Source organism: Vibrio panuliri (assembly GCF_009938205.1).
Classification (GTDB): Bacteria; Pseudomonadota; Gammaproteobacteria; order Enterobacterales; family Vibrionaceae; genus Vibrio; species Vibrio panuliri.
On record NZ_AP019655.1, the window covers coordinates 668859 to 695404 of the forward strand.

General features: G+C 40.4%; 18 protein-coding genes and 3 pseudogenes. 13 read left to right on the forward strand and 8 right to left on the reverse strand.

Annotated features, from left to right (window positions below; all coding sequences use genetic code 11):
• Positions 1 to 24: 24 nt before the first annotated feature.
• Both GZK95_RS17780 and GZK95_RS17785 read left to right on the forward strand, forming a co-directional pair.
• Complete coding sequence (locus tag GZK95_RS17780) at positions 25 to 828, forward strand: F4 family fimbrial subunit (protein WP_075716388.1); 804 nt, start codon at positions 25 to 27, stop codon at positions 826 to 828.
• Between the two features lie 161 nt (positions 829 to 989).
• Entirely contained in the window at positions 990 to 1241 is a 252-nt protein-coding gene (locus GZK95_RS17785) for a hypothetical protein (protein WP_139315103.1), read from the forward strand.
• A 187-nt stretch (positions 1242 to 1428) separates the two neighbouring features.
• Here GZK95_RS17785 and GZK95_RS22490 read toward each other — a convergent pair whose 3' ends face one another.
• Positions 1429 to 1608 (reverse strand): transposase, encoded by a 180-nt coding sequence (locus tag GZK95_RS22490; protein WP_225623969.1) that lies wholly within the window; start codon positions 1606 to 1608, stop codon positions 1429 to 1431.
• Positions 1609 to 2343: 735 nt separating this feature from the next.
• Here GZK95_RS22490 and GZK95_RS17795 point away from each other — a divergent pair.
• The 5 genes and pseudogenes from GZK95_RS17795 to GZK95_RS22305 form a co-directional block, all read left to right on the forward strand.
• Positions 2344 to 2874, forward strand: coding sequence for a hypothetical protein (locus GZK95_RS17795; RefSeq protein ID WP_161987227.1), 531 nt, complete (start codon positions 2344 to 2346; stop codon positions 2872 to 2874).
• 374 nt (positions 2875 to 3248) lie between these two features.
• Positions 3249 to 3722 carry a hypothetical protein gene (locus GZK95_RS17800; RefSeq protein ID WP_161987228.1) on the forward strand — a complete coding sequence of 158 codons (474 nt, stop codon included), beginning with the start codon at positions 3249 to 3251 and terminating at the stop codon, positions 3720 to 3722.
• A gap of 132 nt (positions 3723 to 3854) precedes the next feature.
• Positions 3855 to 6179, forward strand: a complete 2325-nt coding sequence (locus GZK95_RS17805) for a filamentous hemagglutinin N-terminal domain-containing protein (RefSeq protein ID WP_075716385.1) — start codon at positions 3855 to 3857, stop codon at positions 6177 to 6179.
• A gap of 659 nt (positions 6180 to 6838) precedes the next feature.
• Positions 6839 to 7021, forward strand: a complete 183-nt coding sequence (locus tag GZK95_RS17810) for a hypothetical protein (RefSeq protein WP_075716122.1) — start codon at positions 6839 to 6841, stop codon at positions 7019 to 7021.
• Positions 7022 to 7147: 126 nt separating this feature from the next.
• Positions 7148 to 7342 (forward strand): annotated as a pseudogene (locus GZK95_RS22305) (IS481 family transposase); the annotation flags it as partial.
• A 98-nt stretch (positions 7343 to 7440) separates the two neighbouring features.
• Here the strand turns inward: GZK95_RS22305 and GZK95_RS17815 are convergent.
• Positions 7441 to 7608, reverse strand: a pseudogene (locus GZK95_RS17815) (helix-turn-helix domain-containing protein); the annotation flags it as partial.
• A 322-nt stretch (positions 7609 to 7930) separates the two neighbouring features.
• On the opposite strand from GZK95_RS17815, the gene GZK95_RS17820 reads away from it, so the two are divergent.
• The 4 genes and pseudogenes from GZK95_RS17820 to GZK95_RS22310 all read left to right on the forward strand — a co-directional run bounded on the left by GZK95_RS17820 (position 7931) and on the right by GZK95_RS22310 (position 14780).
• Entirely contained in the window at positions 7931 to 10711 is a 2781-nt protein-coding gene (locus GZK95_RS17820; protein ID WP_225623952.1) for an Ig-like domain-containing protein, read from the forward strand.
• Between the two features lie 113 nt (positions 10712 to 10824).
• The gene (locus GZK95_RS17825; protein ID WP_075716126.1) at positions 10825 to 11847 is read left to right on the forward strand and encodes an outer membrane beta-barrel protein; all 1023 of its coding nucleotides are present in this window, start codon (positions 10825 to 10827) and stop codon (positions 11845 to 11847) included.
• Entirely contained in the window at positions 11825 to 14353 is a 2529-nt protein-coding gene (locus GZK95_RS17830; RefSeq protein ID WP_151148812.1) for a polysaccharide lyase 8 family protein, read from the forward strand. The genes GZK95_RS17825 and GZK95_RS17830 overlap by 23 nt, the downstream gene beginning before the upstream one ends.
• A 200-nt stretch (positions 14354 to 14553) precedes the next feature.
• Positions 14554 to 14780 (forward strand): annotated as a pseudogene (locus GZK95_RS22310) (prevent-host-death protein).
• Positions 14781 to 16192: 1412 nt separating this feature from the next.
• Here GZK95_RS22310 and GZK95_RS17840 read toward each other — a convergent pair.
• The 6 genes from GZK95_RS17840 to GZK95_RS17865 all read right to left on the reverse strand — a co-directional run bounded on the left by GZK95_RS17840 (position 16193) and on the right by GZK95_RS17865 (position 22791).
• Positions 16193 to 17173, reverse strand: a complete 981-nt coding sequence (locus GZK95_RS17840; RefSeq protein ID WP_139315094.1) for a glucosamine inositolphosphorylceramide transferase family protein — start codon at positions 17171 to 17173, stop codon at positions 16193 to 16195.
• A 71-nt stretch (positions 17174 to 17244) separates the two neighbouring features.
• Complete coding sequence (locus GZK95_RS17845) at positions 17245 to 18402, reverse strand: ATP-grasp domain-containing protein (protein ID WP_075716119.1); 1158 nt, start codon at positions 18400 to 18402, stop codon at positions 17245 to 17247.
• 425 nt (positions 18403 to 18827) lie between these two features.
• Complete coding sequence (locus GZK95_RS17850) at positions 18828 to 21035, reverse strand: YjbH domain-containing protein (RefSeq protein ID WP_075716118.1); 2208 nt, start codon at positions 21033 to 21035, stop codon at positions 18828 to 18830.
• Positions 21032 to 21808, reverse strand: a complete 777-nt coding sequence (locus GZK95_RS17855; protein WP_083626372.1) for a capsule biosynthesis GfcC family protein — start codon at positions 21806 to 21808, stop codon at positions 21032 to 21034. Before GZK95_RS17855 ends, GZK95_RS17850 begins: the two co-directional genes overlap by 4 nt.
• On the reverse strand, positions 21801 to 22463 hold the full coding sequence (locus GZK95_RS17860; RefSeq protein ID WP_075716117.1) for a YjbF family lipoprotein: 663 nt from the start codon (positions 22461 to 22463) through the stop codon (positions 21801 to 21803). The genes GZK95_RS17855 and GZK95_RS17860 overlap by 8 nt, the downstream gene beginning before the upstream one ends.
• Positions 22464 to 22539: 76 nt before the next feature.
• On the reverse strand, positions 22540 to 22791 hold the full coding sequence (locus GZK95_RS17865) for a hypothetical protein (RefSeq protein ID WP_075716116.1): 252 nt from the start codon (positions 22789 to 22791) through the stop codon (positions 22540 to 22542).
• Between the two features lie 659 nt (positions 22792 to 23450).
• Here GZK95_RS17865 and GZK95_RS17870 point away from each other — a divergent pair.
• On the forward strand, positions 23451 to 25220 hold the full coding sequence (locus GZK95_RS17870; protein ID WP_083626369.1) for a polysaccharide biosynthesis/export family protein: 1770 nt from the start codon (positions 23451 to 23453) through the stop codon (positions 25218 to 25220).
• 2 nt (positions 25221 to 25222) lie between these two features.
• On the forward strand, positions 25223 to 26521 hold the full coding sequence (locus GZK95_RS17875; RefSeq protein ID WP_075716114.1) for a capsular polysaccharide export protein, LipB/KpsS family: 1299 nt from the start codon (positions 25223 to 25225) through the stop codon (positions 26519 to 26521).
• Positions 26522 to 26546: the final 25 nt, after the last annotated feature.

The following is a 26546-nucleotide window of genomic DNA, read 5'->3' on the forward strand; positions in this document are numbered from 1 at the left end:
ACGCGAGGATGTACAAGGTTCATTATGAAAAAGAAGAGATTGTTCTTATGGCTTTTATTAGGTGCAACCGCAGTGCCGGCCGAAACCAAACAATTTGTGATGCCGAGCGACATTGAGTTCTCAGGCTCAGTCCTAGAAACCGCGCCTAACTGGTTATGGCAATTAGAGCCTACTACTCGCGCTTGGGCAACGGACTGGTTCGCAGTTGAGAATGAGGCGACTCGAGATGGTGAGGCGTTTGTGTTTAATTACGCAGTCAAGAATGCGAAGGGTCGCGCGGCTTTAGTTCTAGGTTATATGAAAAGCGACGCCAGTACTGGACGCCGTGGACTCGCACCAGAAGTCAGCATTGTGGATATTAATGGTGCTTCAGTCGTTCTTAATGGCAATATTGTGAAACAGCGCATTAGTATTGAAGCACTTGGTAAAACCAAAGATGAACGTACCGTTAAGGGCGCTCTGAGCTTTTCGGTTGAATCTGCGTTTGGTGCTTTATATAAGCGGAAAGGTGTTACAGATAAATTTTTTGCCGAAGCGTACAACAACAGTATTGGATGGGCTGCATTCAGCCTTATTCGTTGGTACTTAGGCGATTACATCAATGATGAGTATCGCTTTAACGAGGCGGGAAAAATGATGAATGAAACCTACATTCGTCCAGAATCGAGTGTGTCGATTGAAGCCATTATTGATGGCACTCGCGAGCCGACTGTGATTTGTGACGTCATTGGCAGTTTTACTTCCCATTTGTCGGAAGTAAGTACGCGCTGGATTGAAGTGCCTAAAACGTGGACTGCGTCGATGACCATTAATGTCCGCATGAAGTAATTCAAAATTAATAGCATGAAGCAATGAGCTGTGGGGCTTGTGGCAAAAAATATCTTAATGTGAGTTTTGATTGGAAGGAAACCGATTTTAGTTGAAAACGACCTCAATATTGAACAATTGATTTGCCAGATCTAAGTCTGAGTTAGTTTGTTTATTTTTGGATGATGAGCAATAGCTCCCGATACGGATTTCCTCTTATCTACTTGGGTGAGCAAGAAGCGGATAAGTTATTAATGGATAATGCTGCATTGTTATTGCTTGATGTATCTGCGGTATGGTCTGGGATTGAATTGATGGATGGATTCAATATCAAACAAGGAACGTCGCTATACGAAGATACTAAGAAAGTGATTGAAGTTACTGTAGTTAATAGTCGAGAGTTGGAGCATAGACAGAGAAAAGCCTCAGCTTAAAGCTGGTGTTTGTGACTTGGTGTTGTCATATCAGGTCACTGCTCCATAGGTGTGATACCAAGCATAAAGCGGCGTAATTTCAGCACGTAAGTATGAAGGGGTCAAGGTCATGGCAAATATATATAAATTTCCAACGCCAAAACGAGTTGATAAGGCAATTATCAACTCTAAACCCCGTTTGGTAGTTTCACTGTGTTAAGTAGACCGAATATTGATCGGACACATGGGTATAGATGCCAATCGCTTTCTCGCAGTAGCAGTAGTACCGGGTATAATATGCAGCCAACAAGCTGTCGGCTCGGATCCGAAAGTGCTGTGCGTCGGATAAAGATAGCTGGCCAGATCCGTGCACCTCAATAAACGGGATGGTGTTGGTTTATGATCTCGGTGCTTGTCGCTGTGATGGTTTCTTCGCGCACGTAAAATTGCAAAACATGACGCAACATATCCACAAACATATTATCAACGCAGCGCTCATGGCTACGACACCGAGATTGGGAGTCGGGAAAATCAGCGTTTTGTAGAAATTCTTGGCTCTGGCGTGGTGTTGCTATACTGGGATAAAGTGCCGGGTGTAGTGGTCAACTAAAATTAGTCACGGTTTAAGAGCTTTCCCAAAATATTCGTCTGTCGTGCCACTCAGTAATAGTTTCATGTCATTACAAGGAGCGATTAACCGATCCTTCATCGAAATCTACATTGCATTTTGGTTGAGACTTGAAGTAATTATTTTGTTGGGGACATTATATTAATAAAGTACTAGGCGTAATAGCTATAGCTAAGTCAGCTATTATGATAACATTTTTCTTTCGCTTTATTATAACTTTCCAAATAATTTCATGATGTTACTTAATCCAAACCTATTAGAGCTAGAACGTTAAATTGTGCTACATCTACTACCATCAATAAAAGTTGTTGAAATATTTTTATTGAATGACAATAATTTTTTTTTCATATCCGTTGTGGTGGGTAAGTTATTGTTTATAAATAATTAATTTGCAATCTGGCTCTGTGGCTAATTTTGTTTGTGTTGTGTTTTTATTTTTAAGTTTCGATACTCAGGACTAACAATTAGTCAGTCCAATAGAGATATCAACTGTATATGAAATGTAAACAAAACCTACAAAGCGAGTTGTTAAGTGTGCTGTTTGGTGTGGTGTGCTTTACAGCATCAAGTTTCTCCTTTGCCAGTTCAAATTTGGTTATTGAGTCTACTATTCTCAACGACGAAGATATTACGAAAATAATTGAAGACTCTACGTTAGGTACATCACTTTCTTTTGAATTGTTGGATTCAAATCTTAAGAGTATTTTAATTGATAAATACGATATTTTAGTTCCTATTATTTCAATTGAGAATAATGATGGGTTTGATGTAATAAAAGCTGAAGCTAGTCAATATGAAAGTATCACAGATAATTTTGATGATAATATTCATAATCTAGTCTGTGAACAATTATGTTCTAAAAATGACATTCGTAAAAAGGACTTGTTGGGTGTTGTTAATAGCATCGATAGCATTAACTCCTTATCTGCTCATTTGGAACTTTTACCGGGTAGTTTACCAAGGCATAGCGATTTGATTGTTGATGTAAAACCAAAGAAAAATTTTTTTGCGTCTAGAGGCGGATAATCGAGGTAATGAATACACGGGTAATTACGTGTATTCACTTTATGGACAAATTAATTCCACATTTACCAACTATGATCAGATTAATACAAAATTTGAAACGTCCAATCTAATTGGGAAGAAGTCGGCATCCATTTATTATAGTGATTACTTACCATCAATAGATGCTAATTATGACGTCGCAGCTGTATATGACTATTATCTTTTAAAAAAGGAATTACAAAAATTCCAAATAACTGGAGATAGTTTTAAATACTCGTTTATGATAAGAAAGGTTCCCTTTTTTGATTATGCGTCATCCATAAATGCAGGGGTTACCTTTGTTGATAATACAAGTCATTTATTAGGATTATCAACAGATAAAGATATTGTTTATAGTGAGATTGGCTATACAAAAAAAATACGATAACTTTGATGGGTTTCGTGCTGTTGTCAACTTTAACTATGTGAGCGGGGATGTGAGCTTTGGTGATCAACAAGCTGAAGAGATCGATTCGGACTCCGTCAATATTGGTGGTAACTTTAAAATATTGCGTTCGTATTTTAATGCATCTTATCAGTTTTTTCCATACGAAGTAGAATTACTTATGAGAGGTCAGTTGGCTAATCATAAAAACTTAGCTAATGAGTTAAAAATTGATATTGGAGATAGTCTATTTTCTTATCAACGCGGTTTCACCATTAATGATGGAATATTAAATGCTATTTCACTATCAAGATATGATTTGGTTTTCAATCAAAATCTGAAATATGGGGTAAACTATCAAATGCTTATGGCTATATTCAAGATGCTCAGCCTTATTTCAGCGATAACAACAAGGTTAATATCTATGATCTTTCGTTATTCTTAAAAGGGGAGTGGAGTGGTTTAAGTTACGAAATGTCTTTCAGCAAAGCACTTGGTGCTAAAGTGCATAATGCACTCCACGATGATAGATTTTTATTTACAATAGGTAAAACCTTTAATTTTTAGGGGAGGATGTATGAAAATTAATAGTATCTACTTAAGTATTGCTGTTACCGTAGCCAGCTTTAGAGCATTTGCATTACCTAATGCATCTCCAACGATTGTAAGTGGTGATGGTCAAGTGACTACTACTGGTTCTTCAATGTTGATTAATCACACGGCAAATAAGTCTATTCTTAATTGGAAGTCGTTTAATATCGGTGTTGGTGAATCTGTCAATGTTACTATGCCAAATGCGGCGTCTGCTCTTTACCGTGTGTCTGGAAGTGCTACCAATATTTTTGGTCAACTGAATGTACCTAATGGTCAGCTTTATGTCGTTAATCCTGCGGGTATAACACTAGGCGATGGCTCAGTCATTAGAGGGGCAAATGTTACACTTTCAACATCCTCTATCACCGATGGTGACTTCATTTCCGGAAATTTAAATGCGACAGCAAAAGGTGTAATTAATATACATGACACAGTAAATCTGGATGGTGTAGTAACATTAAAAGGCTCGAGAATTATAGTCGGAGCAGGTCTAGAAACCCCCGGACACATTGTGGGTAAGAATGGCTCGACTATTCATTTATTAGGGAATGATTATGTTTGGTTATATCCGAATTCAACAATTAAAGCTGTAGATTCCGGGGATATAGATGTAAATATAATTTCAAGTAATGATGATCCTAACTTTAACGCAAGGGCCGTGTTTCAAAATGGAGCTATGTTAGACGCGGGGCAAGGAAAAGTAGAGATTAGAGCCACCCAATCACTAATAGGTAGATATGATGGCAGTTCAAAAACGGTGACCTTGAAAGGCGGTTTACTATCTATATTAGGTAGTACTCGTGGTGTTAGTTTGTACAATCCAATCATTACAGCTAAAAACTTACATATTGAAGGAAACACTTCTTTAGGAGAAAACGGACTTCCGGGAGACGGTATATTTATTGCTGGTGGTCAGGTCGAATTTAATGTCGAAAATGGTGAAGTGATAGGTAGGGACTTGCGTGAAGGTACTAATTTACAGACCGCTGGAATAAGGATTATTACAAACGGGGAAACTTCACTAGACCCCTCCTTTAAACCTAAATTTAAGATAAATGGTCACGTACGCTTTGAAGGCAGCGGTATCTCCAACTCAGGACTAGTCTTCTACAATAGGATGAATAAAAGTGATAGACCTGCTATTACATTTGAAGTCACACCCGGGTCAACATTAACTATGCTAGGGCACGCTACTGGTGTGTCGGGCGGAGCATATGGTGCCAGCGCAGTATCGGGAATTTCTACATTAGGCTTTTTTGGGGCGCCCTCTTTTATGTTTGATAACCAAGGTAGTATCGCATTAGAGGGTGATACAGATTCACCTGAAGGAATTGGGGTAAATTTCAAAGAGCCATCGTCAAATGATGGTGGGCCTTCGAATGTATATATTGCCTCTTCAGAAGGTTCGAATTTCACCATTAATGGTAAAGCACCTGTATTGTCAGGAATTGCTCTTAATACTGAAACTTTTGATACATCGAAAAACAAAGGAAGTGTAGCTCTCACAGGAGAATCAAACAAAGGGGATGGAATTTTGGTAGAAGGGGGTTCTACCACCCTTTCAAATATAACCCTTAAAGGGAATTCAGTTTCTGGTAACGGGGTTTCTATCCAAAGTGTAATAAAAGGCGACAATTTAAATGTCGCAGGTATTAGTACTAGCGGCGCGGGCATTACTGTTGATAAGGGTGTGACTACCTCAGGTAATTCTAGTTTTTCAGGCCAGTCAGTTTCAGGGAAAGGAGTTAATATCTCGGAGAAAATTATTTCCACTGGAGATATTGGTATTAGCGGTAGATCAACCAGTGGTTTTGGTGTTTCTGTTGGCGGTAGTATTGAGTCTACTGATAACGTGAACATCGTTGGTAGTTCTTTTTCTGGAGATGGATTAAACGTTGAAAAAGGCGGAAAAATTACTTCTTCAAATAATCTTAATTTAGGAGGGGTTTCTAAACTGGGTAATGGGGTCAGTCTGTCAGGAGATGTTAAGTCTGAGAATCTATCTGTTACAGCAGATACTGATTCGGGTGTCGCTTTAGTCGCCACAGGTAATATTCAGTCGGCACAGCAACAGATAAATGTAGTAGCTGGAGCAAAAGGAAAATCTACGGCAATTTCAGGCACAGGCTTTGACACTAGCAGTATTAATATCACTAGGGATGACGGTATTCCGCTCTCATTGAAAAACGATGTTGAAATGGCTATTAATGATTCAATAACTGCAATGTCATCAAACCCGTCAATATCGCTAAACCAATTAAGATGTACATCTAAAGAGGAGTGTGCAAGCATCAAATATAGGAAATAAAAGTTCTTAATGGTACGATGGACGAAGTTGTACTATTCAGACGTAGTACTTTGCAGTTTATGTTCATATCTGGGCTAGATTTTCTAGCCCAGATGAGCTCACAAATAATTCTGTGTAACCGCTAGTGTTAACATATGTTACTCAGAGTAGGCGCTAATTGTTTAGTGGTATAGTGAGATTGGCCATTTAGTTAGAAGACATACCACCACTTCACAAGAATATTATGAAATATGCACAAGGTAGTGCTTTAGTACCAAGTTTAAATTAGAAGCAAGCAGGTAATCCTAGTTCAAAACTCTTCAACCTAAGCCAGAATGTTTGCAAATCTAGGTTCGCTAGTTAAGAAAAAGAACGTAACAAAAAAGCGAAAATGAATCCCCTAATTTAATGAGGCCCACAAGTTTGGTGGGGTTCATCGTATGGACCAGTTTTAACTAGTCATTAGTATGTATTGCTTCTTTTCTATGGTGTTAAAAGTCAACAACTAAGCGATAAAATTACATTAATAAATTTGATTGTTATTCATTGTTGTCTACTCATACTCTGTGACGATAAACCGAAATACAAAGGAAGATAATAGCAATTACGTAAGAGGATTATCTAACCGCAAGATGTTTTAGTGTGCTTAAGTGTTTTATCGAAAATTGAGGGTCAGTGTTATGGGGATCACTAAACGTGAATTTGAGATATTAAAAAGGCGTATTGATACTATCTCTGATAATCAGTTGAAAGAACTTAAAACCTTGATAGATGCAAAATTAACAAGAGATAGCTCATGTAACATCACCTCGGAAGAGGTTGATTTTTTGTTGGAAATTTTTAGTCCCACAGATGTAAATTAGTAAAAACAACTCATAAACTTGAAGGCTTCGCAATGAGAGAATTCTGGCTACACTCACATTTTTACAGTTGTCAAGAAGTACAAATGGATTATATCACCAAAGGAGTAGCGTATTAATTTTTCAGGTGGCGCACGCTCAATTTGGTTTCGTAATGATCTAGAAAACTTCAAAAGGCGCCTTATCGCTTTAAGGTTGCTGAAAATGGTGTCATTCAAACGGACGAGCAAGTTATTGCCCTTAAGCGTAATTAAGCATGATGAAAAAGTTTGTTGTGAGATAGAAACAACCCATTCAGGTTATCTAGTCTCTCAAGACACGTTTTAGATGTTGATCTTATCTACCCGCATACATGCTTGATACCTACAGCAAAGTTTCCTTCACTAAGCCCTACATGGCAAAAAATATCAATCACAGCAGCAGATATTGCTTTGGTTTCCGCCGTTTTCAGGCTTAACTTTTACAGAATGGACGTAGTCGCTAAGATGATGTACAACGGTCGATTCATGAATGCGAACAGCTTGTGAAATCATAGTCTAACTCCAACCTTTAGAAGCTAGTAAAACAGCCTTAATGCGGCTACTAACTCTATTGAAAATCAAATATCTTCAATGGTTATGAGTATACTTGCTTGACGACAAAATATTTTTATTATAATGACAATATTTTTTGTTATCCATCAGTGTTACCGAAATGTATTCTTCAAAATAATTTATTTATCCATTAGAAATCTACATTAATCAGAGAGGTGTGATAACCATTCCTGTTGTTAGTTGTCCCTCTATATTTAATTTTCATGATGAAGCGTAAGTGAATATATAAATTGAAACTCTGCACACGCTGGGGTTTAACCTTAAGCATCGAGTTAGTTAAAAGAGACTGCACTCGTAGTTTTTTATTGCTGGTGGCAAAATGTTTAATAAATCGTACAGAAAAATTTTGACTATTTTATTCGCAGTGGTACTTGCAGCCTGTAATAGTGATGGTGAAGGTGCTTTTTCAGATACTCAAGTTAAGGTTGGCTCGGGCTCGGGACAGATACTAACTAACCAGAGGCTGTTGAATATTGCTGTTACACCTCCTTATGTAGATCTTGCTGTTGATACGCAAGTGAATTTAACCGCTACAGGATATTATTCTGATGGTAGTTTTCGGAATATAACTGGGGAAGTGAAGTGGTCGGTTGAAGGAACAACAAAATTGACAAATCAAGGCAACGGAACGTTTCTTACTGGAAAAAACACCGGAAAGGTGAAAGTTTCTGCGAGTTTAGGAAGTGTGAAGAGCACAAATAATACGAGTGTAAATATTGTCGACGTGGCACTAGTTTCACTGCAAGTTACACCACCAAGCTTTGACGTCATTGAAGGTGCAACATATCAACTTCGAGCTGACGCAAATTACAACAACGGGCTTAGTGTGAATGTGTCTTCGAACACTGCCATGATCGATTGGGTAAGTTCTGATACGAGTGTGGCAACAGTCAATGATTCAGGTTTGGTAACTGCAGTTAAAAAAGGTAAGGCGCAAATCTCCGTCTTGTTAAAATCGTCACCACTGGAAAGTAATAAAAGCGTGGCAAATGTTGTAGAAAACCGGGTTGATAGCATTCAGCTTACAACAACTGCCAACACAATCGCTAAGGGCGAATCGGCGAGGTTGACAGCACAAGCAACGTTTCAAGACGGTAACGTTTTAGATGTAACGTCGCTTGCTAGCTATGCTCGAGACAACGATAGTTTCTTGAATGTTGTGACGGGCGGGGTTGTCACTGCCATTGCCGATAGTTCCGGTACTGCTACGGGTATTAAGGCGTCATATAAAGGCGTAGAAAGTAATAAAGTGGATGTCGTAACGACAGCGGCTGTCGTTTCAAGCTTGGCATTAACACCAGAAGGTGCGCGTAGTCTGCCGCGAGGCAATGCGCTGAATCTTTTTGTAAAGGCGACTTATAGCGACGGCACTACTAATTCTGTTACTCCGGCTTGGAGGATTTCAGATTCGACAAAAGTGACGATTTCAGCCAGCAATTTGTTAACGGCAATAAGCTCCACAATTGGAACACCTGTGACCATCAAAGCCTCCTTTGGCGGAGTAGACAGTAACGAAATTGCAATCACCGTCATTGATGCGGCGTTGATGAGCGTCGCAGTAACACCAAATACAGCTGTGAGTATGGCTAAAGGTCTAACGAAACAGTTTCGAGCAACGGGTCGATACAGCGATGGTACAGAACTGGTTTTGAACAACGTTACTTGGCAAAGCAACGAAACAAATGCTGTGACTATAAACGACAGCGGGTTAGCAACTGCTGTGAGCCCAGGGAATACAACCATTGTAGCAACCGCATTAGGAGTCAATAGTACTCCAGTAAATGTGACAGTAACAGAGGCAGAAATTGCGTCACTGTCTGTAGGAAGTGACGTTACGTTACCTAAAGGACGAGCAACACAGGTTTCTGCTCTTGCAACATACACTGATGGTACGGTTAGTAATGTTGGAACTAATTCAGGCATCAATTGGCGATCGAGCGACACAAGTATTGCTACGGTAAGCAATGTCGGCTTGGTGAATCCGAAGGCGGTCGGCGACGCTACGATAACAGCCACAATTAACGGTATATCTGATTCACGTGTTGTTCATGTAACAGATCCCGTTGTTGATTCTATTGCAATTAGTGGGCTGCCTGAGACGGTGACTGTAGGTACTAGTCAGTCTTTCGATGTTATTGCAACTTACTCAAATGGTACTAAAGGCAGTTTGTTTGGTGATAGCAACTTACGTTTCAGTTATAGCATTGGTAGTGTCATCAGCGTAAGCAGTTCAGTGGCGAGCTATAGTTTGTCGTCTCTGGTTGGAGGAAATACAGTCACCTTGACCGCTACTTTAGGAACTGGTGTAAATGCGATTACTGCAGAAAGGATACTTATTGTAGATGAAGCGACGATCGTTTCGCTAGCTGTTAAAAAATCAAACGTTGCTAGCGCGTTAAACGCAAAATCACGTTTCCAATTTATCGCAGAGGCTACGTACAGTAACGGCCAGAAAAAAGATGTAACGAACAATGTAAGTTGGAGCAGCACAGAGTTTGTTATTGGTTCAAAGACTGACAATGGAACTGACGGCGTACTTGATACAAACGCAGGAGTTGACGCTGGAATGGCGGGTGTAAGTGCGGACGTGTCTGCATCTATCGTCGACGTAAACAATAAGGGTGCGACAGTTCGCTCCAATGTAGAGAGTATTTCTACTGTGACACCGAGAAATGTGAGCTGCTATAGCCAGATTACAGCAGGAGGTCTGACTTTGAGTTGTCCTTCTAACAACTTTACTCGACCTAAGAGTTTGACGAAGAGAGACTTTGTCTATTCTGGGGCGTCAGTTGGCGTCTATGAAATCAACGAGCAGGTCACCGACAAACTGAGATATAACGAAGCTGTTGCATACTGTACTGCTGTCGGTGGGCGATTGCCGACTAGAGCTGAACTAGGAACGATATTCTTAGAAGTAGATAAAATTGTCGATTCTAACTTCAAGGTTTATACAAACTATGGATTCCCTACCTACATAAAATATTGGACATCAAGTATTGATCCTGACAATTCTGCTAATCGAATTGTTGTAAATATGAGCCGAAATATTCCAGCGACAATGGTTGAAACTGGATATGGATATGCGGCATGTATTTTGTGATTGAATGCGACTAACCACGTTACGGAAATAAATTACATATATTGAGCACACGGATGGTGCTTATCTACCTAGTTCGTCCATATATTTTGGCGTATTTATTAAGAATAATTTGTATGATAAAACTAAATTCGCTTTGTCTATTGATCTGTTTAAATGTATTGCCAGCTTACTCAGTGGTATCTGCTGAAGCAGATTTTCCGTTTACCCCTTTTATTGAAGTAGTTGGGGGTTATAGTAGGGCTCTAGATTCTGCTATTGACCTGTCGGAAAATTCTGGTGTATATGGTATTGCTTCAGGTATGGAGATATATAAAAACGTAGATCTAAAAGCCCAATACCAAGACTATTCAAAAATAGATGTAGATAGTAAAAGCCTGTCAGTAAAAACAAAATTTTTTAATTACGAACTTTCGTATCGCTATCCTGTTGGTCATGATGTAAGTGTTGTAGCTGGTTTGGGTATAGGTTATTGGAAGATGACGAAGTACCAAGGCAGCGGTAAAATTAAGGCGAATGGTGTGGCTCCAATAACAAGAGTCGGGTTTAATTACGATATTAATAAAAACATATCGGTAAGTCTCTCTTACCAATATGTAAATGCCATAGGTGATCTGTTCACTGGTGAATATGATGCGCACAACATGTTATTTGGGGCTAGATATTCATTTGGAGGGCGCGATGAAATTACACCTCCTGCGGAGCGAGGGGTTGATGAAGAATTCTTCGTTGAAGAGCAGTCCACGACGGTAGCCAGTGCAGTTGTGCCAATGAAGTTTTGTAATAAGATAATCACGCCAATTATCTTTAACTTCGATGAGAGTGTGCTCAGTGCTAACAATAGAGCGGAGTTGAGGGCTGTTGTTCAATACGCGAATGCTAACAACTTCAATAGCGTGACATTGGTTGGCTATACAGACGACAAAGGCTCTGAAAGCTACAACTTGTCCTTGGCTAAACGAAGAATAGACGCTGTTGAAAATTTCTTTGAAAACGAAGGATTAGCTGTCTATTACGGCATTGCAAACGGTAAGGATCATACTATATTTAAGAGTGAACATACAAAAAGACGCGTAGACGTTTACGTAAATACACTTCTCGAAAAGGAAACAGCCTGTGACCAAAAGTTTGGTTTCTAAAATTATGCGTTTGTCTTTGTTTTTTTTGCTACTGTTGCATCTGAATGGATGCGACAGTAGCTTTTCTGTGCAAGGAACCAATGTTGGCGCGATCGATGTTTATCGCAGTGTAAAAGCTGTTAACTCAAAATTATTGATAGACAATTGGAACGCGTTTCTTATTGGACAGCCATACATGTTCGAAACGGATGGTTTCAGTAAGCTGGCAGAAGGTAAAACAGCAAACGGTTTAAAACGCTATGAACAAATGGTTTTTAAGGAAAATGAAATCTTTGAGGGCGTCGAATTACTTGACAGTAGTGGTGAAATAGACCCGGTCGCCGTCCGAGCTACGTTTCAGTACCTTCTTTTTGTTGCTAATGCGTATTACATTCCGAATAATGAATTCAACTTTAATAGCCTGTATCGAAATCCTGAAGTGTTGGAGAAGATCGTTAGTGCAACGTGGGAGCTGTTTTCGAATTACTATACCGTTGACAGCAAGCACGTTGGAAACTGGTGGTACTGGGAGATTGGTACTAACAAAATACTAATGGACTTTTTAGCGTTAACCTACCTTGATCTTCCACCTGCATTACTTAGCAAGGGTATTGAGATTTCCTATGCTATGGCTCCCGATCCTAGATATATTTTCAATAGTGTGGGAACAGCATCAGAGCGGGTTTCTGAGCTTTCAACTGGGGCGAATAGGACGGATCTTGCTCAAATACACATGTTGCGCTCTGTTCTCCAGGGTAACGTGACGCAGGTGCAGGAGTCTGTAAACTTAATTGCAAGTACCTTGACAATCGTAGAAAGCGGGGATGGTTTTTATAGGGACGGCGGCTTGGTCCAGCATGTCGATTACCCCTATATTGGCGGGTATGGTGCGGTATTGTTGGAAACGGTCAGCAAGGTGTCTTATGTGTTATCAAACACAGATAAAAGCTATGACTTGTCTGCCTTCAATTTTATGTACGACAGGATTTTCGACACTTTTGAGCCTTTTATCTTTAAGTCACAGTTGGCTGAGGGCGTAAGGGGACGCTCGTCATCTCGAGGGTGGGCTACTTCTCGAAAGGAAGCACAAAATATTATTCAGTCATTCTTAAGACTCTATCCGTCAGCCCCAACTGAGTACAAAAACAAACTTAGTAGGTTGATTAAGGAGCAATTGCTAAGTCCGGAAGAACAAAGAGAGCGTTACTTCATTGATTTCTACGCGAATGATTTTGTTTCGTTGGCGATTGCCAACGAGCAGGTGCTGGGAGATACAGAACTTGTTCAGCGTGGGCCACTCGTAGGTAACTTCTTGTTTAACTCGATGGACAGGGTTGCACACAGAAAGAGTGATTGGATGTTTTTAGTCTCAGCCCACTCATACCGCACAGGTAACTACGAATGTTTAAATGGAGAGAATCTGAAAGGGTACAGAACTGGCGATGGTATGACATACATCTACGATAGTGACCAAGAGCAATATTTTAACTATTGGCCAATGCTGGATCCGTTACTGCCTGTAGGAACCACTGAAGACATTTCAATTACTCCCGAAGATTGTACACAAATAGAAACCGGTTCATTGAAAAAGCAAAACATGAGATGGGTAGGAGGGATATCGACAAGGAAGCAAGATCAAGTTAGCGGTGGAATTGGTAGTTATGGTATGCATTTCTTTAGTTACGATGATTCAGTCGAAATTAAAAAATCTTGGTTCATGCTGGAAGATATGATTGTTGCACTTGGCGGCGGTTTGACTTCGTCTGAATATGATTCGACGAAAACCGCCGTAGAGTTTAGGAAGATTAAAAGCTCAGCGGGTAACAAGATATACATTGATGGCGTGCGGCACCCATCCGGTTTGACGCCGATTGATTATAGTGGCAATCCAAAATCTATCTTTTTGGAAGGTGACATCGTGAGTTCGTCAAGAGGCTACGTCTTTTTAGGAAACGATAACGTCAAATTTGAGAAGAAAGTAAAGCAGGTGGGGAATTGGACTGAAGTCAATACGGTAAATGAAGAGCGTATGTCTAACCCGTATATGGAATACAACACCGTGAATATCGATATTATGCACGGTATTGGTGGAAGCGTTTATGATAAGTATGCATATATTGTAATACCCTCTATTAGCTTGGCTGAGTTTAATAGTAAGTTAGCCGTAAGCGATAAAGTTGGTGTAGATGTTTTAACCGTATCAGGTGATGCGCATGTTATATCTGTGCCGAGTTTAGGGCTAGTTGCGGCTAACATTTTTGACGAAGATGGTTACGTCAGTGAAGTGCTGGAAGTATCTGCTCCCTCTGCGGTGCTTTTTGAAAAGAAATTGAACAAAATCAAAGTCTGGGCATCACAGCCAACGCGTTCACAAAACCAAATCAGCTTGTTGTTTCCTAAAGAGAGTAACCTGATATTGGAACCGGCTTATCAAAACACAGTAAGCGTTGAAGGTGATCACTTCATCGTAGATACAAGCGCAAAGGATGGCGAGACAATCTATTTTGAACTAACTATTGACCGATGAAAGTAAAAGTATAAACACCTCCGGAGGTGTTTCTGAGCGCAAAGTAATAGATGCACACTTCGAAGTTTTGTAAGCGCGTCATAAAACCCACATTCTTGTCATGGTGAGTCAGCCATAAGATCAAACCTCCTACCACAAGGAGATTTGATATGGTCGGGCGATAATTCGATTTGCTTACAATGAACGACAAGGATACTGATATGCAAACATTAACCGCGAATAATGCGAATTCAAAATTTGGAGACATGCTAATGAAGGTTTTTCTGTGGTGGTTATTATATCATGTGATGAATATGAACAACTTGAAGCACTAAAACTAATGAAGATAAAGGCACGCTTCGAACAATAAGAAAGAGATATTATTAATGGGCATCTGGTTGATTGTGACGCTTTTATGGAAAAATTAGAACATGGCAAGTTTGATTAATGGATATGTATAAACATTCTTCTCCGGCGCAGCCTGATCGGATTTATGTTTGTCCTTACACTCTCGAACATTAGGGTGGGACATAATTTAATGAGTTAAATCAATCCATATCTTTATCGGGGGGAAATGAGGTGATTTGGGGATTCCCAACTTTGGTTACGACTATCGTTGGTTTCCGCTTAAAATATGTTATCTATTACATAAGATAGCCAGACCATATAGTTGTTGGCGCTATATTTGGGGGAAATATGTCACCGACGAAGTATTTCAAACGATTGTCTTAATTAACTCTATAGGGGAAGTGTTTGATGTTCAAGTCGCGTCGACTAGTCACTCCTGATCATTACTCTATTCCGGTCAACAGGAATAGCCTAGGTAAAATTGGTGTGAAAATAATAATCTGATACTTAATTTGTATATAGAGTTGACAATATTGTAACTAAATCAAAATTACATTGTCTGAAGTATGTAGGTCGATGATCATTCTGGTTAGTTTGTGAAAAATGAAGATATAGCCTTATTAAACATTTCAAGGCTCAAGCAGAGGCATAAGAAATTGACGCAAGATGCTGAGTTAGTCGTGCTGGTCGGTTATTTTTCCTAGCAAGCGTTTTGTGAACATTTCTGTGTGTCACGAAATACTACTTACGACATAATTCTAAGCTAATAGGCAAAGGAGTTATTTTTCTCGATCTTGGCTGTTATTCTGCTGCTAGTAAAGTGCCTCGATTGGTTGACTTTCTTGAATGGGTGTAATGGTGAAGCATTGGACTCTAAATTGGTGATTGAATGCTACATGGGACTTATGGTTGTCGCGACGGGCAATTTAAAGTTTGTGGCAAAATCGTCAATGAACTATGGAAATCGCCTTGGGACTCAATTCAGTTGGATTTAGTCCCATTTGAAATGTGTCTGTTACTCGATAGTAGATTTTGTTGTATGAAATTTGGAATTGAAGAATGGATTAGAGATCGTCAGAAAAAAATCGTTTCTCAAGAGACTATGAGACGCCGTACTTACGAGCAACGGCTTGAAATTGCGTTGTCTATTAAGCGCAGAAAGATAAAGTTATTTCTTGAGAAAGGCTTTGACCAAAAGGGGGGTGAGCGTTGTCGATGAACAGTTATGATATTACTAATATGTCTTAGTTCCTACTAGGTCTGACACTTCAATTTGAAAAGAAGATAGTTACCCACTTTGATTAAAGATGCTGAATCCGAAATCAAAGACAATAAGAGGTAACTTTCATGCTTCATACTAACAATCCAATCATCAAGCACAAAGTTGGGAACTCCGCAGTACGCTCCAAATCGAAAACTCTCTTTAATCGCATCTGTTCTGCAACATTACCTATCCATTCAAATAGTATTTCAGCTAATTACGTGCTCACGACTTTGCTCGCTGTTTTCTTATCACTCTCTGTGTTCATGTTCTAGGTAATTGTGGGCTTCTGCTGAGGTATCTAAACGCTTGGGAGATGAGCTTACACGCATGCGCCACTTGCTTAGCTTGGCTTTTATCTTCATAAAAGGTGCTAATAAAGAATAGCGTCTTTCCTTACCATCAATCACTATCCAGTCTCTATACACGCCAAAAGTGTGGTATCCGTACTTACTGGTATTAGAGAAGGTTAGGTTAAACGCCTTAGACTCAATGTATTCGTCTCTATTCATCGTCTGGATGTGATGAAAGTTTAGTCCTTCTCCATAGAAGCGCCCACACTCTTGGGAAATGCGATAGAGCTTTCCAGCGTGTTCGACTAGACCACCTGCATTTCGTCCGTGTGATTTTCCAGACGCGATAGGAGAGGAGGGGTGTTCCTGAAAGTCTTGCCCAAAACAGCGAGAAACATGCAGTTTTTGAACGAAGTTTCCGTCTACTTTATGGGTGCAGAACAAATAGAGGATTCCGTCCTTTGGGTAAATGAATGAATCTACGACAGAAACATCAGATAATAGAGTGCGGAAAAACTCAAATTGCTTGCTGTGGGAGTCATACTTGAATAACTTTAATTTTCCAGTGTCCGCGGTTTCGGGTAGGCAATACAGTTCTCCCTGGTAAGTGAAGACGTAGGGAAAGGACTGGTGACCTTCGCGGGAGGACAGCGTATCAAAGTAAGGTAATGGTTCGCCTTGCAAGTTGGCACATTTTACTTTTCCGATACGGTGCCATTGAGACATCGACTCATAGGCTAAGACTAACTCTGAGTCGACCTCAAACAGGAATGGGTCAGCCTGATAATGACAACCATCAATGTCCAACCAGATAACGGTAGACTCATCACATTGCTGGCTCTGGATAATACTAGAAAGTTGATCGCTAGGAATTAGCCCTACTCGCCATTCATCGAAGGCAAATAGTTTTTGAATCAGCAAATCGATGACTTTTTTCATTGCAGACTTTTCGACTGTCGGTGTTTGAAGCGGTAACATGTGCTCTATACTCTCAACTTATATTTATATAATTATCTGAGTTTCTGCGAAATAGTACGAAATACTTGTTCAGACAAGATCGCCAACTGAAAAAATGCAGGCTTTAAGTCGGAAAGTTGCTCAACATCGTATTTCTCTTGGCGCGATATAACCCGCAGCGGAGACATTACAAAATCGGTTAAGTTGGCAACGCTTAGGTTTTTTAGTAGCCACTTTAGGTCGTTGAGTAAATGTCGAGCGCGTACTTCTTTTTGCGTAGAAGGCAAAAGTTCTAACCCTGAGGTTTGTCGATATAAATTACGCACGAAGTTTGCACCGCAAAACTCGGTTAGAGCGAGTGAACCCCAAAATCTTGGGTTGATTTCAATGAGATAGTAGCCATTTTCAGTCTGCAATAGTTCGATCATCATAACACCAGACCAAACAAGATCTTTTGTTATCTTGGCAGCGATTTCAGCGAGTTCACATGGGATCTTAGTTGAGGTCTGCCGATAAGACGAACCTCCTCCATCTTTAGGTTGATGTAGTCTTTCATTCTGGTTGAGCGCGATTACGTCGCCATTATGAGCTAAGACGTTCAGACCTACTCCTGTTCCAATGAGTTGCTTTTGACATATGACATCGGTGCGAGCCAAATGGTCATGAAGGAAACTTAGTTTATCTTGATGTTGAGTGAGCTTCTTTACTGCATACTTGTTGTACTGATCGTCATGGTAGACAACGCTGTAACGAGTTTTGAAATAAACATCGTTTTCTTCTAGGGCGACCTCATTCGCTTCTCGATCTTTTTCAACAAGGTGACTTTGGGGATACTTCAGCAAACGACCATCACAAAGTTGGTGGATAGACCATTTGTCGATCGCGCGGAAATAAGATTGGGGCTTGGGCGCTGCAAGTTTAAAGTATTGATTAAGCTCGATGTAATGCTCTGCGACAAACAGTGAAGTAATGTCATTGATTGGAATGATCATGTCCACCTGTTGGCGTTTGAGTTGCTCAATTAATAACTCAGGATCACGCTGATTGAAGTCATAGTACTGTGATTGAGAAGTGTGTTTAGAAACGCACGCCAATGAGCGCTTTTTACTATGTCTTACAACGAGAATTTCGCTTATTGATGGCTCTAAGCTGAGTTGTCTCACTGTGACCAAAGCTGCTCGGTCATTAGAGCCAAGTATCGCGACTTTCATAAATTGCCCTGTTCGTTAATTCAATTGAGTAAACCCAAGTTTCTAGCGATATGTGTTTTTACCACTGCACCAAGCCTTTAGAACAATGGCCTAGGTGTGAAACAGGTGAATCTTATATTTTTCGCTAATGAATTAATATATCAATTAACAGTAGTGTGATGATAATTTCAAAATGTATCTTAATTGAGACAGATATTTCTAACCTATGATACAGATTCTCAAAAATATGCCAACGAGGGGAGTCTGTCGGAGCGTATTATTCCCATCAGAAAGAGCAATAACTGCAACAAATAGTGCTAATTTCTTATGTTTGAGAAATTTGTAAAATTATCAGTTCGAATTGAATCGTGTGTTTGGAAAGACAACAAAGGTGCTCAGGGCACCTTTGTTGTTGATTGGCAGATAAATCAGGAGAGATCTCTTAGCTAGTGACTTGCTCTTTGATACCAAGGAGAGCGTGGATCAGTCACTTCAAACAGTTGGTATTTCTTCTTCAGCATTTGTCCGCCGTCTCGCGTGATTGGTTCCCATGATATAGTGGCTCGACTGGTACTTGGTTTTATCGTCATGACATCCATAGGAATTGAGATATAAAAACCTTTGTTGTAACTGCCTTCGCCATACTCTTCAGCAGAGAGGTTAGTAATGGTGGCATACGCACCGACGGTCACACCAGAGTCAAATTGCTTAGAGAAATCAACGCGAGTACCTACGTCACCACCTAAAAATTTACCAGCACTAACTTTAAAAAGTGTACTTTCTAAGAATTGCCATTTTGGCATGTAGTAAGCGGTAACGTGGCCAGTAAAGCCTTGACTAAGTACATAGGCTTGGCGCTTCATCGTGGCTTCACTGCATTTCTCTTCATCGTAGAAGAAATAGTCGTCTTTATATACACCAAACCATGAGTCCGGATCGCGTTGAGAAATTAAGTTCGCATCTACGCCCAGCGCCCAATTGGAGTTAAGTGGGCGATAAAGCACCTCACTACCGACACCGGCAAACATCATCTCTAGATAGCCACCATAAGCCTGCGTGTATATATTTTCAAATGGTTGCTCGAACCACGTAAGTTGCAAATGGTTTAGGCGAACTGGATTATCGTGGATATACGCTCGCGATAATGTTCTCACGCGAGGAGTGACTTCACTTCCTATATGTGGAGACTGCTCTACATAATTGAACTTGTCGTAGTTATCGAATAGGTTAAAGTAGATCGAACCACTTAACTCTAGATTGTCGCTTAGCTTAATACTCGCGTCGGTATTGAATCCAACGCTATACAAGTAAAACGCCTCCGGACCACCAAAACTTTGTCTCAGTGTTGGGTTGACGCCAAAATCCCACCAAGAATCATTCGAAGCGACGACCTCTTTGTTTGCTGATGATGGTTTGCTCTTTGAACTTGACGAGCTTACATCAGAAAGTTGGCGGTTGCGATTGTCGGCGGATTTATCACGCTCAATGATTATATGAGTGAGTTCAACGCCTTGATTTCGCTCGATGACGTTAAATGTCTCAATGTTGTCAGCGGCATTGTTATCTAAGATAACTGATGCACGAGATAGCGCTTCCTCTCTGTTTCGGTATTTAGTTTGCTTACCAACCAGATAGATAGAATCTTCAGAGATGCTTATTTCACTCTCTGAGTAACCAGCACTGCTTTCTAATTTCTTGGCAACTTCATCCCAGTCGGTATTGGTTGGTCTTGGTGTACTAACGGGCTTTTCTGGTGGGGTATCGCGCCATGTCGCTTTTATATCATTGAAGTTCGTATACAAGTTAAAGCCTGCGGTAATGGTATTACCCCTTTGATAACTCAACTTGAAGTCACCCCAGTCGCTAATTCTATAGTTGATACCGAAGTTCCATGGTGTGTCTTGTGGCATTGACTTAGGGGATGGATTTTTAGGCCCGCTAAAAGTGGGGAAATCACCCGTATAGTCATTTCCATCATACTCAATTTTCAGGCGCAGTGGTTCGTAAGGCGTTTGATATTCAATACCGCCAAACACTGCCGCAGGGCCTTTGAACCAGCGTTCGAAATCAACGCTGCCGCCAGAACCTTTATAATTGTCACCGCGCTGGCAATACGTATCGCTGGCTTTGCAAAATGGATTGGTCACGTTGCCGCTTTGTCCTAAATATCCCCAGCCTAAGCCCAAAGAGACATCTAGATTACCAAATCGCTTAGTTGCGACTAAATACTCACCATCAAAAAGCCCTGTACCACCAAGGTCACGTACGCCAAAAGAAGTCTCGGGAAGCCAGTAGCTCTCATTAAGTAAACGCAGCTTTAGGTCGATACCCTTATCTGTGTATAGATTATCGCCACTGAACTCATAATCTTCGTTGTAGAGCACATCTGGAACACGAGTGTAACGGATAGTGGTTTCCAACCAACTCATCAGTTGCATTGAAACCATATAGTGTTGGTAGTCATCGTTTAGCGTGACTCCAAAGTTAAACTCACCCTCGTCAGCCATTCGCCCGGTAGGAGTTTGCATTAAACCTGTGCCACCGAAATCACTTTGTGAAACTTTCCAAGTTGCGAGTTGAGAGGCAACGGCAGTATTGATACTGCTTAGCCCAAGACAGGCAAGCACTAAGGTAATACGATTGAATTTGTTCACAGTGCTTTTCTCATAGTGATCAGTTTAACGATGTCTTTTTCTAACTGAGTGAGGGAAGGTTCTTCGCTATTAAAGCCGAAGAAAACAACGCTATTGGGTGTTAGATTAACAGGGGTTTCATTCCAAAGGGCATATCCCACTTTGCGAGTCGTACCGTCGGGGTAGATGACCCATGCGTAACTAGGGTTCGCACTAGATAGCATGCGAATTTGCGATGTATAAGCACTAAGTGAGTTCGTGCTTTTTAGCGCTATGCTTTGCGGTGCAACCAGCAACCCTTCAAAAATGACTCGTTCTTTGCGTAAGGGAGTAAGCAACTCATAGTTGCCACTCAATGTGAGATTGCTATCGCTATCAATTCTTACAACATCCCAGTCTAGAGGCGTAAAAATGCGGTAGCCGATATCCCAGCGTTTCACTTGCTGTAATAGCAACTCTGCAGAGGTTTTCAGTGTATGGTTACTTTGAGCTAAAAACTGCAGCTTCTCGAGAACCGTAGTTTGAAACTCAACTGCCTCTAGTTCTCTATTGGTGTCGAATAGTTGATAGCTGAGTGGAAAAGTATGCAACTTAGTAAACGACTTAGACTGATGTAAAGCCGATAAAAACGCCTCCAAAGGCAATGGTTTTGAAAACGTGAGTTGCTGTTGCGTCGCAGGTATTGCGACTGTGGTCGAATTGTTTGCTTCTGATTTTCTAGAGGTAAAGGTGAGGGCAAGAATAATCAGGAGCGCATAAAACGTCCCCATTCTAGAAAATGATAATTTACTCATGATACGGCTTTAATAATTCATACTTTATGTTTAATTTATTTGGCACTAGCCACTGATTACTTTTTACGACAGTATTATTGGCATCATAATAATATTGGTTTTGGTGCTTTATACCAAGGTCAATAAATTCCACAGTTTCTTCTATAAGTGTGGTTTCTTTATTCCATATGTATGATGTAATTGTCGCTTTTTCTAATGCTTTTGAAGTGACAGAAGCTTTCTGGCTATAAGAATAGCCTGGTTGCCAATCATAAAAAGCATCATAAGATAATTCATGGGACTTACCCTCGTAAATAGTGGAGGGGAGTTCTATATGGAGTAAGTTCGCGCCATATAGGTTTAATGTCTTTATTATTCTTCCATTTTGTGTAACAAGCATTGCGCCATCTTCAGACATCCATTTAAGCATTACTTGTCCACTATCTGGGTCTGTATCTGCAAAAGCAAGCACCATTACAATGGATGGTCCATCGTTAAGGTTCACTTTAATACTTGCATAAGGAATACTTTGCACGCTCTGCTTAGAAATAGGCACATCTGGAAGACCGAATAATGCTTCATTCAATGTTGCGTTGATATCGCTAAATTTTTGGCTACAACCACCCATTGTCATCACGCTGAGCAATAATAGTGCACATTTTGTATAAAAAAGCATCAATTACATCCAAATTATACGAATTATAAAAGCACTTAAATCTAACCTAAGTGCTTTGATTTTATATTTCCGCCTACTATTTAGACGTATTTGTGTTGGTTGTGCCGTCGTTGTCTGACGCGGCAGCAACGGCAGCGACAGCTGCAGCGCCAACGCCTACAGCTACGGCCGTTGTTGCAGCGACGCCCGTCGCTGTTGCCGTTGCTGCTGTCGCACCTGCCGCACCACCCGTGGTGCTAGCAGTTGTAGCTGCTGCTGTTTCGGTTGCTGCATAGGCCGATGTTGACGCAATAAGCGCTACCATCAGTGTTAGTGCAGTTTTTTTCATGTTTTAGTCCTTGAATTAATGAACATTAGACGAATGTGTTAATTCGTCGCCGCGATTCTAATCTAATTCAGCATTAATTATTAATTACATTGATATTAGTTTTTTTGTAAGTTGAGTTTCTCTTGATGCTTGGAGTATAACGTTCTCGGTTTTTAAAAATCGCTTAATTGAGCAGGTGTTAGTTCCTATACCAGACTCATACAATTTAATTTGTTTCAACTTGCGCTATGTGGTTTGCGTTACATCAACGGGCGGTAGCGTATTTATTTTAAAAGGTCGGTGATGTTTAAGTATATATGTATAGCCGGAGTGTTAGTCTTGATGGTTGGATGTACGAGTTCGACGCGAAACGTAGAGGCGAAAGTTCCGCTCGTTGAAACAAGAGTAGAAAAAAACGGTGAAAAAGTTCCGACTTTATATAGACAGTTTCTCGAATCAAATGAGAACGAATCACTACTAACACCCGAGCAAGCTATATACTTTCAAGATTCGTATTTATCTGCTTTAGGACAAAAATGTCGAAATGTACTATTTGAATCAAATAATGGAGTTTCAGTAAAACGGGTAGCGTGCACAGAGAATAAATTATTTAGTGATCAAGTTAGAGCTTGGTATTTCATTCCTAATCTTTAATATATTTATTAACACGAACCTGTAATATGAAAAAACTCCATTTTTTGCCGACGGCATTTTTATGTGTTTCGTTGGTATCAGCTGATAACGCTACTGCGTCACTATCAAATGCCGAGCAGATGCAAGCAATGATGCGTAGTAGTGGAACAATTCCAAGCGGCTCAGCACTTTCAAATACGCCAGATGATTTTTCGAGTGACATTGTAACTAACGAAAACTTGTCAAACGGCCAGTATAATAAGCAGCATCGAAGCGATTTACTTTTGCCAGGGGAAGTGGATGTACGTGACCTTCTTCCTTCTAGTGGTGAAAACCTGCCGCCTCCTTTTGGTGCAAATCTATTTGCTGGAGGATATGAAACGGAAAGGGCTGATGGTCTTAATGATAACTACTTAATCGCACCTGGCGATAAAATTAACCTTTGGCTGTGGGGCGCCGTTAACTTCTCGAATGTGTTAACCGTTGACAACCAGGGGAATATATTTATCCCTGAGGTTGGACCTATTCAAGTTCAAGATGTACCTGCTAGTAATATAAACACCTTGGTTACCTCAAAGATCAAACGCGTCTATACCAACAACGTTAATGTTTACGTCAACTTGCTGACCTCAACCCCCGTCAGCGTGTATCTCACTGGCTCCGTCATCCGTCCGGGTCAATATGCAGGTATGGCATCTGATAGCTTGCTCTATTTCCTAAAGAGGGCAGGTGGTATCGACTCAGAACGAGGTAGCTATAGAGCGATTGAGGTTATTAGAGAACAAGAATCCGTTCTTACTATTGACCTTTACGATTTTGTGCAATCGGGTTTGATGCCAGATTTCAACTTTAAAGATGGCGACGTTATTCTGGTTAAACCGCAAAAGGCAGCCATTACTGTTGCTGGCGGGGTTCGAAATCCATTCCGCTTTGAGCTTGTTAATTCTGTCTCTAAAGGTGAGCAACTGATCAAGTACGCCCGCCCTTTGGCAAAAGTTAGCCATGTTGGTGTTGTCGGTAACCGAGCGCAAGGCCCGATCTCCATCTATATGCCGGTTAAAGAATTCCATGACTTTGAGCTATTTGATGGTGATAAAGTCATGTTTAACGATGATTTACATGCCCAGATTATCGACGTTCAACTGTCAGGTAGCTACGAAGGACCGTCCTATTTTGCTGTTAGCAAGCAAACGCGTTTACATGAACTTCTTAACCATGTGCCAATCCAAGCTGGGCTTGCAGACTATCAATCGATTTATATTCTGAGAGAAAGCGTTGCGTTAAAGCAAAAAGAGATGCTTGATGAATCGCTAAACCGCCTTGAGCGCAGCGTGTTCACCGCTCCTGCTTCCTCGGATGGCGAAGCCGCGATTCGTGCTCGTGAAGCGGAAATGGTTTTACGTTTTACAGAGCGTGCGAGAAAGATTAAGCCGCTTGGCAAAGTGATCGTCTCTGATCAAGGTAATGTTGCCAATATCTTACTTGAGCAAGGTGATGTGATCGTTATCCCGCCAAAAACTGACTTGGTTCAAATCGGTGGCGAAGTGCTAATGCCACAAGCCGTGGTGTTTAACTCTCAAGCAAATGTTGATGATTACATTGCGTGGGCAGGTGGCTTTACTGAAAGGGCAGAAGATCAGCGTATCGCTGTTATTCGCGCTAACGGCTTAGTTGAGTTTGATAGCAATAAGCCGATTCAAAAAGGCGATCAAATTTTGGTATTGCCAAAAGTTGATACCAAAACGATGCAAGCGGTTAAAGATATCACTCAGATCATCTATCAAATCGCTGTAGCGGCGAACGTGGCGATCAACTAAAAATGAAAAATGACTATATTGTACTTTCTCTAGATCCAATGTTTTCGCCGTTACATTCGAAAATAGCTCACCTCATTGGGAGGGAATCGTATGCAATTACGTCATGTTGGTCAAAGCAACTCTATCTGCGAGGTTTTAGAAAAGAACTTGCCCAGAAAATGATCAACAAAATATCTGTGGAGGAAGCAAATCCTTACCTAGATACCGTGGGCAAGCTAGAAAGTTATTACCACTTCTACGTAGAGAAAATAGAAAAGCGACACTTAAACGAAGAAGAGCTGATCTATATGGCAAAGTTCTATATGGCACTTGAACGGTACATAAAACAACATGATATTTCATTGGTCTTGTTACATAACGATACTCGTTGGTATCACGCAATTGCAGTTAGCCTATGCAAAAAACTGAATATTGAGTATTTGGTTACTGAGCAAGGACTTATCAGGCCACATACAACCGTGCTTGATAGACGAGGTTGTAATGTTAATGCCGAGATCAACTACTTATCGGGTGTGGACTATCGAAATATAGCGCCAAGAACCAAAGTAAAAGTAACAGATAAACATGATTCTTTGCGTTCAATCTGCATGTTTGGTGTCTTTCTTCTCTATCTAATGGCTGAAAAGTGGTTAAGGCGAGATAGTGTGCTGAGTTATATGCATAACGATTACTCGATTGCCAAGTATATCCGTAGGCTCAGAAGAAAGCTGTTCGCGAGAGGTAGGAAACAGTCATATGTGGAAAACAAAACCGCATTGCTTTTTTTACAACTTGAAAATGATTCGCAGATTGTTCAGCACAGCTCTTATAACAGTAATGAGCAAATCATTAAGCTGGTTGGCGCTTTCTGCGAAAAAAACAATTTGAACTTGGTGATAAAAAAACATCCTCTTGATCCAAAAAGCTATAGTTTTTCGAATTATCAACAGTTTGTTGATGGGGATAATAAGATTCTATCTAAGCAAGCAGACCTTGTTATAACGGTTAACTCTAGCGCAGTAATAGATGTATTAGATACTAATACTCCTCTGATCCTACTTGGCAAATCCATATATGCACGGCGAGGATTAGGTATCTATTGGAGTGGAACCGAAGAGAGTACGAGTGTTTATCAAAAAGCGATAAAGAACGTTTGCACAAAAGAGAGAGAGAACTTTCTCGCTTACTTAGCAAATAACTATCTTTTAACCGGCGCTGGTGCTTCTTATCAAACCGAATTGCTCGTCAGTAAACTCGATTTTTTACTAGAAAAAGACGTTGGTTCGCTCGATCAACATGTTGCAAATAACTCTGTTGCTTAAATATGAAGGTTATGGTTTCTGGGTT